The organism is Anoxybacillus tepidamans PS2 (genome assembly GCF_000620165.1).
Taxonomy (GTDB): domain Bacteria; phylum Bacillota; class Bacilli; order Bacillales; family Anoxybacillaceae; genus Anoxybacteroides; species Anoxybacteroides tepidamans_A.
Genome location: NZ_KK211085.1, coordinates 136,553 through 150,487, shown reverse-complemented (window position 1 = coordinate 150,487; position 13,935 = coordinate 136,553). Strand labels below are relative to the sequence as shown.

Below are 13,935 nucleotides of genomic sequence, written 5' to 3'. Positions count from 1 at the left end.
ACTGGCTGTGAAGATGGAAGCGGCCTTTCGTGTGCTTTTGCAGTTCGCTTTTTGAGATGCGGCGGCCGTGTTGAAGGAAGTATTCTTTCGATAGCCGAAGACACTCATTCCAAACGCGGGCTGACTCTCGGTTGCAGGCCCATAGCCGTTCGAGATCCCTCTTGGAGGCACGAAAGGCGACTTTTTGACCGCGGAGCATCGTCATTCCTCCCTTTCTCTGCATTTTGGCTAAGACCATTATAGCACATACGTTCTGTTTAGAAAAGCCAAAACGCCCGATTCATCTCCCAGCTACATTCCATTTAGAGGTGGGAGACTTCTCGGTGAATGTGTTAAATGGTCGTCGATCCCCAATCACGCTAAAATCCTGGAGGATCGACGACATCTTATTTTTTCGCATTTCCTACAACCACAAGCCCTCTTGAAGATTGTACTAATTTTTTAAGCTATGTATAGGTGTGGTAGTAGTTAATTATTGATATATCAATGGTTAATTGGAGTTTTTATCTTAACTATGAGGGATTGAAACGGAGAGGTCACAATGTACATAAAACCTACTTAAAAAAGTTTTTATCTTAACTATGAGGGATTGAAACATTGAACTGAAAACGCCCCGTAAAGACATCCTTGACGCTGAGTCTCCAGCGGATGTGATGTAGCGGCCTTGTCGGCAGCCTATCATTTCCACTATCCCAGCATCGAGGACCGCTTCGCTTGCCTTTTCCACTGTATTCGAACAATCCCCTCCAGGACAGTCGTTTGACGATGCAGTTTAGGACAATGACGGTTTTATTGGACTGGAATCACCGTCATTCAAATACTGTCCTTTTGGTGAAATTGTCGACAGATAAAGTGATTTTCAACACTATGCAACAAAAAAACTCCAGATTGCCTGGAGTTGAACCCATACTATGGTGCGGCCGAGAAGACTCGAACCTCTGCGAAGGTTAGTCTACTGGAACCTGAATGGCGTATGCGATCGGGAACTTAGCGGAATATAAGACAACCGAATCAAAAAAGTCGGTTATCTCGGTTTCGAAGATGTACCGATATTTTTGCATGAAGGAGGAAAGTTAAATGACCAAGGTTATCGCCCTTGCCAATCAGAATGGCGGCGTGGACGACGATTTTAGAGCAGCGGTATGCAGTGACGGAGTCGGCTTGAGCTAGTTTTTTGATGCGACTAATGAAAGTGAAAAAATAAAAAAAGAACCTAGAAAATTTTACTAGGTTCTTTTTATTGCACAAAAACAGACACAATGATATAATCAGATAAGCTGCGACATATTCTATGGTTATAATTACAGACTATTACATTATAATTGTAACACGCCGGTTAACTCTTGTCAAATGTTTTTTTTAATTTAATGATGAGGAGAGATATTGAATGAGTTCTTTGGTTCTCGGTTTTCAGGAAATCGAAAAAACGCAGCTTTTGCTCGTTGGCGGAAAAGGGTTAAATTTAGGGGAATTATCGAAAATCCAAGGAATCCAAGTACCAGAAGGATTTTGCGTTACAACAGCGGGATATAGAAAAGCCATCGAACAAAACGAAACGTATCATGCTCTGTTGGATCGACTGAAAAAGCTAAAAGTGGAAGATCGAGATCAAATTGGCGAAATCAGCAGAGAGATTCGACAAACTCTTATGGAAGTAGAAATTCCTTCCGATGTTGTGAAAGCCGTTGCTCACTATCTCTCCCAGTTTGGTGAAGAACATGCTTATGCCGTGCGCTCTAGTGCGACTGCTGAAGATTTGCCGCACGCCTCTTTTGCGGGTCAACTAGACACCTATTTAAATATCATCGGTAAAGAAGCGATCTTGCAACATATCCGCAAATGTTGGGCTTCTCTATTTACGGATCGCGCGGTAATCTATCGTATGCAAAATGGGTTTGACCACAGCCAAGTTTATATATCCGTGGTTGTTCAAAGGATGGTTTTCCCTCAGGCTTCAGGGATTTTATTTACTGCCGATCCGATTACTTCTAACCGAAAGTTGCTGTCAATCGATGCCAGTTTTGGGCTTGGGGAAGCACTGGTCTCCGGCTTGGTATCTGCTGATTGTTATAAAATACGGGATGGGGAAATCGTGGATAAGCGGATCGCAACCAAAAAATTGGCGGTCTATGGACGAAAGGAAGGCGGAACTGAAACACGGCAGATCGATCCTGATCAGCAAACAACCCAAGCAATTACGGATGAACAAATTTTAGAACTGGCAAGCATCGGCAGACAGATCGAAGCTTATTTCGGCCAGCCACAAGATATTGAATGGTGCTTGGTTGATGATACATTTTACATTGTCCAGAGTCGGCCCATCACAACGTTATACCCCATTCCTGAAGCAAATGATCAGGAAAATCACGTTTATATCTCCGTCGGTCACCAGCAAATGATGACCGACCCTATGAAACCATTGGGATTGTCTTTTTTCCTGTTAACAACGAATGCGCCCATGCGTACAGCCGGCGGAAGGTTGTTTGTTGATGTGACACATATCCTGGCTTCACCTGACAAGAGAGAAAGGTGGCTCAATACCTTTGGAACATCAGATCCGCTCATAAAAGACGCACTGATGACCATCATCGAGCGAGGCGATTTCATAAAATCGTTGCCAAATGATAATCAGGAACAGAGTCCACGCAAATACAACCAAGACAGGCCGTCTGCGGGTATTCAAACACAAATCGAAAACGATCCGGCAATCGTTTCTGACTTGATTCAGCGCGGTCAAACATTGATCGCAGAGTTAAAACAAAACATCCAATTGAAATCAGAGGCGGATTTGTTTGATTTCATTCTGGAAGATATCCAGCAATTAAAGCGGTTTTTATCACAAAGTTCGGGTGTGATTATGGCTGCTATGAACGCTTCATCCTGGATCAATGAAAAAATGAACAAGTGGTTAGGTGAGAAAAACGCAGCAGACACGCTTTCCCAATCGGTACCCAACAATATTACATCGGAAATGGGGCTGGCGTTATTGGATGTCGCAGATGTGATTCGTCCTTATCCGGAAGTGGTTGAATATCTACAGCATGTATCAGATGATCACTTTTTGGATAGACTGGTCCAGTTGGATGGTGGAAAGGAAGCCCGCGATGCCATCTGTGCTTATCTCAACAAATATGGAATGCGATGTGCCGGAGAAATCGATATAACGAGAACTCGATGGAGTGAAAAACCAACTACACTTGTCCCCATGATTCTCAATAACATTAAAAACTTTGAGCCTAATGCCGGCCATCTGAAATTTGAGCAAGGGCGGCGTGTTGCCTTAAAAAAAGAACAAGAGTTATTAAATCGATTGAGGCAATTACCGGATGGTGAACAAAAAGCCAAAGAAACCAAACGGATGATCGACGTATTGCGAAATTTCATCGGATATCGGGAGTATCCCAAATACGTCATGGTGAATCACTATTTTGTTTACAAGCAGGCCTTACTGAAAGAAGCCGATCAACTCGTCCAAGCGGGTGTTGTACAAGAAAAAGAAGATATTTATTTTCTCACTTTTGAAGAACTTCACGAAGTCGTACGCACAAAGAAGCTGGATTACCAGATCATCAAAAAACGAAAAGACGAGTACAAATTCTATGAAAAACTGACGCCGCCGCGAGTTATGACGTCTGATGGTGAAATCATCACAGGTAGGTACAAACGGAAAAATCTTCCTGAAGAAGCGATTGCCGGCCTGCCTGTTTCTTCCGGAGTGATTGAGGGACGAGCGCGCGTCATCTTAAACATGGAAGATGCTGATCTAGAGGATGGAGATATTTTGGTCACCACCTATACCGATCCTAGCTGGACACCATTGTTTGTATCCATTAAAGGCCTGGTCACGGAGGTGGGAGGACTGATGACTCACGGAGCAGTGATCGCACGTGAATATGGCTTACCAGCAGTGGTCGGTGTGGAGAATGCCACCAAACGGATAAAAGATGGGCAACGAATTCGCGTGAATGGAACAGAAGGGTATATCGAAATATTGTAATGGCTGATTATGTCAAGGAAAGCAAAGTAAGTGGTTTTGGAAGAATTCTTGTATTATCAAGCTAACATTCGTCAATCATTGCAACACGCTTTTACGATGGACATGATTCGCTACGAGTGATGAGTTAAACCAACTCTTGTGTCGTCGACCTCTAATCGTGCAAAAATCTCGGGAGATCGACGACACATTTTTAACAGCTAAAATTCCCATATTGATAAGAAAAAGAAGAAGTTGATTGAATTTTTAGATAAATATCTAGTAGCATTGTATCCATTTTCCAAATGCCGATTTCATCATATTAATTATGAGGAATAGAAAAACATTGGAATACCTGATTCGTGATTAGGAGAGTTTTTGTTCGGGCATGCGGATAGATTGAGTAGGGAGTATCTCCTTAGTTTTTTAGATACCGAATGTGAACGCGTTATGTTTTGTTATAAATATCTTTTAGGTGGTGTTATCTTGCAAATCGTTTTTTCATGAAGTGTATACACGTTCTCACTTAGAAACTTTATTAATATCAATCTTTGCGGTACAAGTTAGTACAAAGTGTAAATGGCAGAAAATACTTTTTGATTTATTTAAATTTTTAGATTTTTTATTAGAAAATGTTATGAATTCATTGTATAATAAATATTGTAAGAATGATCCCCCATCTGTTGTGCATAAACAAATGCAATCGGTTGCATGTGTTTATGCACTGTTTTTTGTTTTATATACGTTCATTATAATTAGGGATTAAGATGCAATCGTTTGTGTCAATTGTTCTAAAGAAGAGTGACTGATATATTTTCTTTTGCTAACAGTTACATACGTAACTATGCAATCTGCATACTCAATTTAGGGTTCTAAATTGGTTTAATATATCCACAATCACCTTCACCTCTAAACAGAGTGTAGGTGGAGGAGATTCATTGGTTTTATTGAGCTATACGAGAAATTGGCTAAATAACCTAGAGAATTACTACCCTATTGTTCCTAATTTTCAAAAATTTTATTGAAAGTGATATTGAAATTTATACAATTTATGAGAAAATATAACTATAACTAGTTTACTAGTTCATATTTACCGTTTATCTTGTTTTGGGGGTGAAGATTTGATAGAAGCGATTGCCCAAATAGGCAAATGGATGCTTGAGAAATCCAACAAATCCATCGTCGATCAACTCATTGAAGACCATGGTTATCCATATGTTCTTAATATTTTGTTTCATGAGGAAAACGGGGCATTTGAGTGGATCGGTATTGAGGTAGAAGAAGCAAACGATGATTTTAAAAAGTATTTATTTAGAAACGGCTCCTCAAGGGGGATCAACTACTCTCCTACAGCTAGAATTACTACGCTTGATAACACCTTTCATCAAAAAGTTTTAGGATGGTTTAAAAAAGTAGAGAGCGAAGAAAAGCCGTATTTTCGCGAAATGTATCATTTGCTTCTTGATAAGCAAGAAGCCATTCTAGCGCAACTGCACCAAAAATTTTCGGAGCTGAATGACAGAGCTATTTTATCAATCAAAGTAAATGATCAATTTTTATATGACCTCCCTTTATTTGTTGAGGAGTTTTTATTTCTCGTTAATGAAAAGGATTTGGAACTGTATGCAGAGCATCAGTTATGTTCTATATGCGGCGAGAAGAAAGACATTGTTATAGGAAAAATGTCTGTGTTTCGCTTTTATACGTTGGACAAGCCGGGATTTATTTCAGGAGGTTTCCATGAATCCAAGGCATGGAGGAATTTCCCTGTTTGTTTAAATTGCAAAGCTTTTATTGAAGAAGGACGAAAAGTGATCGAGGAAAAATTGCGTTTTAATTTTTACGGACTATCATATTTATTAATTCCTAAATTCGTTTTATCCCCGTCCTTTGCTGAAGAGGAATATCAGGACATTATGTACCTTCTTTTTTCACAAGCAAAAGATATCCGCATCAAAGACAGAAAAGTACAGTCGTTTATGACAACAGAAGAAGATGTTTTAGCGACGTTAGCAGAGGTGGAGAATACGCTATCCATTCAGCTAATGTTTTTGCAGAAAATTCAAAGCGCCGAACGAATTTTATTGCTCATTGAAGATGTGTTGCCGTCAAGGTTGCGACAGCTATTCCAGGCAAAGAAACATGTGGAAAAAGCTCTTGAGTTTAGCGACCAACAATCGTTTCATTTTGGCGCGATTCGGACGTTCTTTCAGAGCAATGTCGATAAATATTTTTTAACGATTGTAGACCATGTGTTTAAAAAACGAGAACTACACTTTTCATTTTTACTTAAATTTATTATGCAAGAAATTCGCAAAGATTTCTATGAAGCAGAGTCGGATCCAACATTTTTTTATAAAGTAAGACAAGCAATTGCCGTTATTCTTTTTCTAGAGCAATGCGGCGTATTGACAATAAAAGGGGGAAATGAAGTGGAAAGTCGTTTTGCTTCTTTATTTGAAGCGTTCGGCCAGCAAATGGATACAAATGAAAAGAAAGCGATCTTTTTGCTTGGCGCACTCACGCAAATGTTGCTCGATGTGCAACGAATGAAACGAAACAGCCAACCGTTTTTAAAGCAACTGATGGGACTGAAGATGGATGAGCGCACCATGAAAGGGCTGCTTCCGAAAGTCATTAATAAACTGCAAGAATACGACATGTATCAACGAAGTCATCAGCGCTTGGCGGAGGAAATTTCTACGCTCTTTATGATGTCACAAAAGACGTGGAAGATGTCCGTTGACGAATTGAATTTTTATTTCGTATGCGGGATGAATTTATGTTCAAAGGTTAAAGAACAATTATTCGCAAATGAGGAGGAAACGGCTGATGCTAACTAATCGTTCAGAGCTGTTATTTTTATATGATCTTGCGTGGGCTAATCCTAATGGGGATCCAGTAGACGAGAATAAACCGCGCATTGACGAACAAACGGGAAAGAATATCGTCACGGACGTGCGGCTCAAGCGCACGATTCGCGATTATCTCTATGAATATTTAGGAAAAGAGATTTTCGTTCGGGAGATTGCTGATGAAAATGAACATATTCAAGACGCGAAAACGCGCGCGGAAGATTTTTTAGTGAAAGACGGAGAAAAGCTGAATAAAGCTAAGCTTTCGCTTGCGGAAATGAAAGCGGTTATTAACGAACAAGTATTAAACAGCTGCATTGACGTTCGCTTGTTCGGAGTAACGTTGCCGATTGAAAAAAGCAATAAAGAAGCGAGTTCCATTACGCATACAGGTCCTGTTCAGTTTAAAATGGGGCAGTCGTTGCATGCGGTGAAGCTTGAGTACGTCAAAGGAACAGGAGCGTTTGCGTCAGGAAGCAAAAAATCGAACAAAACGTTCCGCGAAGAGTATGTGCTGCCGTATTCGCTTATTTCGTTTTACGGCGTTATTAATGAAATGGCGGCTCAATCTACAAAGCTAACCGAAGAAGATGTTGAATTGATGCTTGAAGCGATGTGGAACGGAACGAAAAGCTTGATTTCGCGCTCAAAAGTCGGACAAGTTCCGCGGCTGTTAGTAAGAGTTGTGTATAAAGAAAAACACTTCCAAATCGGCGAGTTAGATAAATACGTTTCATTGCATGCGGAAAAGGCAGAAGAAGAAATCCGCGATGTGCAAGACTATGTGTTAGATGTCGGCAATCTCGTTCAAGTGCTAGAAAAGTATAAAGAACGCATTGAACGAATTGAAATCGCACAAGATGAACGGCTTGTTTGCAGTGAAGATTTATTTGAAAGTTTAAAAAGCAAGGGATTTCTTGTAGAGAAGAAAGAGTTTTAAGGGTGAAGCTATATGGATGTCCTTGTTTTTGATATTCACGCCGATTTTGCTCATTTCCGCAAAATTTATTCGACGTCTTCACCCTTGACCTATTCAGTCATTCCGCCGACTTCTTTTTATGGAATTGTAGGGGCTATTATTGGCTTGGAAAAAGAAGAAAACCAATATTTACGATTGCTCAATCAACATACCTTAAAAGTTGCGATTCAAGTATTGCAACCTGTTAAAAAAATACGCATCGGGTTGAACCATGTTAATACGAAGGGAAACGTATGGGTGCCAAAGCAACGGAGGGAAGGCGCACGCACGCAAATTCGCACGGAATTTTTGCGATTTCCAAAGTTTCGTTGCTATGTTCATATTGATGATTCGGCCCTGTTTTCTCGCCTCGTTGAATATGTACAAAATCATCAAAATGTGTATACCGTATCACTTGGATTAAGCGAATGTATTGCCAATGTAGAGTTTGTTGCTTTCCAATCGTTTGAACAAAAGAATGATAGGGAGACTGTAAGTATTGCAACAGCGATACCAGAGCGGCTGTTGCGAAAATTGGAAATTGAACCGGGAAAAGAATATTTAAAAGAGCGTTTGCCGATAGCCATGAATGATGAACGGGTTGTGCTCCACTACGACGAAGTATTGTTTGATGCCTCCGGTCAATCGCTGAAGGCTGTGGTTGACTTGTATTGGGCAAATGAAAACGGAATTAACATTGTGTTTTTGAATTAAAACAAGCACGTATGTTCATCCATACGTGCTTTTATTGTCTATGGAGGGTCTGTATGAATGTTCTATATTCGCATCCCGACTATCCGTTACAGCATCACATTGACGGTGTTCGGTCGCTGTCAACTTTATTTTTGAGCGAGACAAAATTAGAGTTTTCCCAGCAAAAATGGTACCAGCATTTATGCGAATCGATCGCTTTATTTCATGATATCGGAAAATCGCATCGCTATTTTCAAGACTACATCCGCCAACGAAACGTGCCGCAACAATTAAAGAGCCACGCGCTGCTTTCTGCCTTTGTGTTCATGTCGTACATCGAACAAGTGGATGGCGTAGAAGATATATGGAAGTGGCTCGCCTTTTTAATTGTCAAACGTCATCACGGCGATCTAGATAACTGGTTGGAGGAGTTTAAGCAGTTTGACAGCGACATGCGGCAACAACTATTCCAGCAAATTGAATCGATCGATTTTGCACTGTTAAACCACACGTACGAAGCGCTTTTTCCCATTGTGACAGAACAGCCGTTTACCAAGTCTCAATTCGAAGCCGCTGTTGAAGCGATGTTTACAAAAAGCCGCAAAATTCGCCGCGGCATTATGCGTTGGAATGAGGAAAACGAATCGTTGGTCCCTTATGTTCAATTTTTGTTTCTATTCTCACTTCTGCTAGATGCGGATAAGTCGGAAGCGGGGATTATGCAGAAGGAAAGCTGGGAGTTTTCAGAGCGGTTCACGTTGCCAGCGCATCTTGTGCAAGTTTACAAGCAAAAGCAACAATGGGAACGAAACGCGATGAACGAACTGCGTGAAAAGGCGTTTCAAGAAATCGTCGATTATGAGATTGATTTAAACAACCACTTCTATTCGTTGCAGTTGCCGACAGGGATGGGAAAAACGCTCGCGTCCCTTCAATTTGCGCTCCGGCTCCGGGAAGAAATGCAAACGAAAAAAGGAGTCATTCCTCGGATTATATATAGTTTGCCATTTTTAAGCATTATCGACCAAACAGGCGATGTGTTAAAGTCGATTTTCCAAGCAAACGGCATGGACATCGATCACCGCCTGTTTTTATCGCACCATCATTTATCAGAAATAAACTATTCGGTCGTCAAAGAAGAAGAAAAATACGATGTCAATTACGATACCGCCAAGTTGTTAATCGAAGGTTGGAACTCAGAAGTGATACTCACGACATTTGTGCAGCTCTTTCATACCATCTTTACAAATAAAAATAAGGCAATCCGAAAGTTTCATCGATTGGCGAATGCGATAATCGTTATTGACGAAATTCAAGCCATTCCGCATCGGTATTGGTTGACGGTGCGGGAAATGTTTCAAGTGCTTGCGAAGGAATTAAACTGTTATTTTTTATTTAGCACGGCAACGACACCAGCCATTTTCGATAAACGTGAGACGATTCAACTTGTTGAACCGTCCGTCTACTTTCAATCATTATCGCGTGTCAAGTTAGTCCCGCATGTTCAAGAAAATATCACGATCGAATCGTTTGTGGAGCAGTTGCAGCTTCACGAAGATAAAAGCTATCTGTTTATTGTCAATACCATTGATTGCGCCAAAAAGTTGTACGAGCAGTTGGCGGAAATGGCGGATCAAACGGTCATGACGTTTTTATCCACTCATATTCCACCGAAAGAGCGCTTGCGGCGGATTGCGGCCATCAAGGATGGCACGTATCGAATTGTCGTTAGTACGCAGCTTGTCGAAGCGGGAGTTGATATTGACTTTGACGTAGTATACCGCGACCTTGCTCCTTTAGATTCGATTCATCAGGCGGCTGGCCGGTGCAACAGACACGGCTTGCGGGCAGGAGAAGTGCATGTTGTTTCACTGACAGACGGCAAACGCCGGTATGCGAGTTACATTTACGATTTAGTGCGTATTGATTTAACGCAGTCGATGCTTAAAACGTATGAAATCGTAGAAGAAAAAGAGTTTTTTCATTTAATTGAAGAATATTTTCAGCAGTTGTCTTCAAAAATGAACAATCGGGAATCGCTACAAATCTTAAAAGGAATTAAAACGTTGTATTTTGATGGAGAAGCGACAACGGAACGCGTGCCTGTATCACAGTTTCGCTTGATTGAATCCGGCGAAGACCGGTTTGATGTTTTTGTTGAACTCGATGAAGAGGCGGTACAAATCTTTCAACGTTTTGAAGAGATTGTCCGAATCAAAAATCCTTTCGAGAGACAAAGGGAATTTGCGGCCATCAAAGCGTATTTTTATCAGTATGTGATTTCCATTCCGAGAAAGGTCGACCATAAACCGCCCATCTTATACAACATGGGCTATGTGAATTTGTATTCCCTCGCTGATTTTTATGATCAGACGATGGGCTATAAAACAAAAAGCGAAGGAATTATATGGTAGGTGAGATGATGGATTACGAAATGCCTGTCACCGGAACGGACATATGGTATTACTACATATGTCAGCGCGAAGTTTGGTTGATGAAGCACCAAATTGCGCCTGATCAAGAGGATGAATCGTTGGATATTGGCCGATTTATTTCAGAGACGTACTATCAGCGAAATAAACAAGAAATTTCAATCGGGAATATCATCGTAGACCGCATTCGCCGAGAAGATGGGCAGATCATCATTGGGGAAGTGAAAAAATCATCTCGTTATTTGAAAAGCGCCAAAATGCAGCTTCTTTATTATTTGGAACAGTTGCGTCAAATGGGGATTCAGGCGAAAGGGGAGCTATTGTTCCCGGAAGAGCGGAAAAAGGAAACAGTCGAGTGGACGGAAGAAGCGAGCGCGGAATTAAAGAAGACAATAGGCGATATTCGCCTTATTGCCCGTCTCCCGGTGCCGCCAGCGCCAAAGAAAATTCAATTTTGCGCAACATGCGCATATCGAGAATATTGTTGGGCGGAGGAGTAGGATGAAAAAAACATTTTATATTTTTCAAAACGGTGAGCTTCGCCGAAAAGACAACAGTTTATATTTAGAAACTGAAGGACAAAAAAAGCATCTCCCGGTCGAAAACACAAACGATCTTTATATTTTTGGCGAGGTGGATGTCACGAAAAAATTTTTGGAATTTGCGGCGCAAAAGGAGATTATTATCCATTATTTTAATCATTACGGCTACTATGTCGGTTCGTTTTATCCGCGCGAGCATTTGAACGCGGGGCATGTGATTTTAAAGCAGGCGGAGCATTATTTAGATGCGCACAAACGCCTTGATTTAGCACGTCGCTTTATTGAAGGTTCCATCCAGCAGATGAGCCGAGTTTTGAAGTATTACAGGGGAAGATTAGAAGAAAAAGAGATTTTTAATGATGTATTAGATAGCTTTGATCGCGAAATGATGTCGTTATCTGAGGCGCAGTCGGTTGAGCAGCTCATGGCGTCAGAAGGACATATGCGCGAAAAATATTACAGCACTTTTGACACGATTATCCGCCATCCTGACTTTGTGTTTGAAAAACGGACAAAACGCCCGCCGCACAACCGTCTTAATGCGCTCATTAGCTTTGGCAACTCGATCGTCTATACGATGTGCTTGAGTGAAATATACAAAACATATCTCGACCCGCGCATCGGCTTTTTACATAGCACAAATTTCCGGCGTTTTTCTTTGAATCTAGATGTCGCGGAAATTTTCAAACCAATTATTGTGGATCGTCTCATTTTCTCGCTGATTAATAAGAAAATGTTGACGAAAAAACATTTTGAAAAGCTAACAGATGGCATTCTTTTGTCTGAAGAAGGGCGAAAATTGTTTATTAGCGAATTGGAGAAAAAGATGCAAACAACCGTGCAGCACCGGCATTTAGGGAAATCGGTGTCGTATCGGCGATTGATCCGGCTTGAATTGTATAAAATTCAAAAACATTTGCTCGGTGAAAAGCAGTATGAGCCATATGCGGCAAAGTGGTAGGTGACTGTACAGTGTTTGTAATCCTAGTGTATGATTTTAATGAAAAACGCGTAGCGAAAGCGCTGAAAATTGCACGCAAATATCTTCACTGGGTGCAAAATTCTGTATTTGAAGGAGAAGTAACAGCGGCGAATTATAAGAAATTAAAAATGGAGCTGCAAAACATTATGGACCCAGATGAGGATTCGGTCATCTTTTATACGTTCCGGACGCAAAAGTATTCGAAGCGCGAAGAGTTTGGATTGAAAAAAGGTGGAGAAGAGTTTATTTTGTAGAGAGGAAGAAACTAGATGCGTTTGACGATTACATTACGGGGAGCAGATGGAGCGGCAACTTTCCCGCTTCATTATCAACATTATTTGCAAGGGTTATTGTATCGTTCGTTGAGCGATGAATCGTTTGCCTACTTTTTGCATGAACGAGGATTTCGCAAAGAAAAGCGAACGTTCAAATTATTTACATTTAGCCGCTTATTCGGTGAACACCGTATTCATCACGCTGAAAAAGAAATTACGTTTGTTGATTCGTTCCAATGGCACGTTGGCACGGTACTTCCTGAACTGACGCAACAGTTAGGGGAATTTTTGCTTCTTCAACCATATGTGCAACTTGCTAATCAACGTGTCATTATTGAACGAGTGGAAGCAGAAAAACGAACCATTCAGCAACGTGAGATTGAAATTGACATGCTGTCTCCAATGACCGTATACAGTACATATGAAACGGTGGATGGAAAGAAAAAAACACAATTTTTTAATCCGAATGATGAAGTATTTCCACATCTAATTGAACGGAATTTTCACAATAAGTATGAAGCGTATTACGGAGTTCCGCCAAGCGACCGACTGTTGATTAAACCTGTCAATGTTCGGAAAAGCGATCGCGTTGTAACGGTTTTTAAGGGTTTTTACATTACGGCATGGAAAGGACGGTATAAGCTTATCTCCTCCCCGGAAAATTTAACGTTTTTATACCGTGTGGGCATCGGTGGACGAAATTCACAAGGATTTGGCATGTTCCGTCTTGCAAAAACAAAGTGAAAAATTTCACAACTGTCGTCGACCTCCAATCCTGCAAAAATCCTAGGAGATCGACGACAGCCCACGTTTTGCGATTTTCCCCGAAGCATCAATGGATAGAAAATATTGACCGAATTTTAAAACATATGTATAATGACGTTGTATATCTTTTCCATGTATTGATGTATCAGTACTTTTTTGGGGGTTTGTATCGTACCTATGAGGAATTGAAACCAATTCCATTGGCTCGCTGATAAGTAGATCACCATCGGTTTGTATCGTACCTATGAGGAATTGAAACAATCCAATAAAGAAACAATCTTTTTTAACCCCTTTTGTTTGTATCGTACCTATGAGGAATTGAAACTCGGAAAGCGAAAATGCGAAGGCTGCGGAAGTGAAGTGTTTGTATCGTACCTATGAGGAATTGAAACTCGGCACGTACACACATCATTTTGGCAGGACGCAAAGTTTGTATCGTACCTATGAGGAATTGAAACCT

The 13,935-nt window shown here is 40.9% G+C and carries 9 protein-coding genes and 1 pseudogene; 9 read left to right on the top strand and 1 reads right to left on the bottom strand.

Annotated elements, in window-relative coordinates; all coding sequences use genetic code 11:
• Nucleotides 1-199, bottom strand: a pseudogene (locus N667_RS19680) (RNA-guided endonuclease TnpB family protein); the annotation flags it as partial.
• Nucleotides 200-1,387: 1,188 nt separating this feature from the next.
• On the opposite strand from N667_RS19680, the gene ppsA reads away from it, so the two are divergent.
• The 9 genes from ppsA (at nucleotide 1,388) to cas6 (ending at nucleotide 13,454) form a co-directional block, all read left to right on the top strand.
• Nucleotides 1,388-3,997, top strand: a complete 2,610-nt coding sequence (gene ppsA / locus N667_RS0118135) for a phosphoenolpyruvate synthase (protein ID WP_027410806.1) — start codon at nucleotides 1,388-1,390, stop codon at nucleotides 3,995-3,997.
• Between the two features lie 1,097 nt (nucleotides 3,998-5,094).
• The gene (locus N667_RS0118130; protein ID WP_027410805.1) at nucleotides 5,095-6,816 is read left to right on the top strand and encodes a TIGR02556 family CRISPR-associated protein; all 1,722 of its coding nucleotides are present in this window, start codon (nucleotides 5,095-5,097) and stop codon (nucleotides 6,814-6,816) included.
• A complete protein-coding gene (cas7b, locus tag N667_RS0118125) occupies nucleotides 6,806-7,768 on the top strand; it encodes a type I-B CRISPR-associated protein Cas7/Csh2 (RefSeq protein ID WP_027410804.1) in 963 nt (320 codons plus the stop codon). The genes N667_RS0118130 and cas7b overlap by 11 nt, the downstream gene beginning before the upstream one ends.
• Nucleotides 7,769-7,780: 12 nt before the next feature.
• Nucleotides 7,781-8,500 carry a type I-B CRISPR-associated protein Cas5b gene (gene cas5b / locus N667_RS0118120; RefSeq protein WP_027410803.1) on the top strand — a complete coding sequence of 240 codons (720 nt, stop codon included), beginning with the start codon at nucleotides 7,781-7,783 and terminating at the stop codon, nucleotides 8,498-8,500.
• Between the two features lie 53 nt (nucleotides 8,501-8,553).
• Entirely contained in the window at nucleotides 8,554-10,893 is a 2,340-nt protein-coding gene (locus N667_RS0118115; RefSeq protein WP_027410802.1) for a CRISPR-associated helicase/endonuclease Cas3, read from the top strand.
• An 8-nt stretch (nucleotides 10,894-10,901) separates the two neighbouring features.
• Nucleotides 10,902-11,411: a CRISPR-associated protein Cas4 gene (cas4, locus tag N667_RS0118110; RefSeq protein WP_027410801.1), complete on the top strand. Its 510-nt coding sequence runs from the start codon at nucleotides 10,902-10,904 to the stop codon at nucleotides 11,409-11,411.
• 1 nt (nucleotide 11,412) lies between these two features.
• The gene (gene cas1b, locus N667_RS0118105; protein ID WP_027410800.1) at nucleotides 11,413-12,414 is read left to right on the top strand and encodes a type I-B CRISPR-associated endonuclease Cas1b; all 1,002 of its coding nucleotides are present in this window, start codon (nucleotides 11,413-11,415) and stop codon (nucleotides 12,412-12,414) included.
• 11 nt (nucleotides 12,415-12,425) lie between these two features.
• Complete coding sequence (gene cas2, locus N667_RS0118100; RefSeq protein WP_027410799.1) at nucleotides 12,426-12,689, top strand: CRISPR-associated endonuclease Cas2; 264 nt, start codon at nucleotides 12,426-12,428, stop codon at nucleotides 12,687-12,689.
• 15 nt (nucleotides 12,690-12,704) lie between these two features.
• Nucleotides 12,705-13,454, top strand: a complete 750-nt coding sequence (gene cas6, locus N667_RS0118095; protein WP_027410798.1) for a CRISPR-associated endoribonuclease Cas6 — start codon at nucleotides 12,705-12,707, stop codon at nucleotides 13,452-13,454.
• Nucleotides 13,455-13,935 lie beyond the last annotated feature (481 nt).

What these genes read in the sequence shown, in the direction of transcription:
- ppsA (WP_027410806.1), top strand. Translation starts at nt 1,388, where the DNA reads ATGAGTTCTTTGGTTCTCGGTTTTCAGGAAATCGAAAAAACGCAGCTT.
- cas7b (WP_027410804.1), top strand. Translation starts at nt 6,806, where the DNA reads ATGCTAACTAATCGTTCAGAGCTGTTATTTTTATATGATCTTGCGTGG.
- cas5b (WP_027410803.1), top strand. Translation starts at nt 7,781, where the DNA reads ATGGATGTCCTTGTTTTTGATATTCACGCCGATTTTGCTCATTTCCGC.
- N667_RS0118115 (WP_027410802.1), top strand. Translation starts at nt 8,554, where the DNA reads ATGAATGTTCTATATTCGCATCCCGACTATCCGTTACAGCATCACATT.
- cas4 (WP_027410801.1), top strand. Translation starts at nt 10,902, where the DNA reads ATGGATTACGAAATGCCTGTCACCGGAACGGACATATGGTATTACTAC.
- cas1b (WP_027410800.1), top strand. Translation starts at nt 11,413, where the DNA reads ATGAAAAAAACATTTTATATTTTTCAAAACGGTGAGCTTCGCCGAAAA.
- cas6 (WP_027410798.1), top strand. Translation starts at nt 12,705, where the DNA reads ATGCGTTTGACGATTACATTACGGGGAGCAGATGGAGCGGCAACTTTC.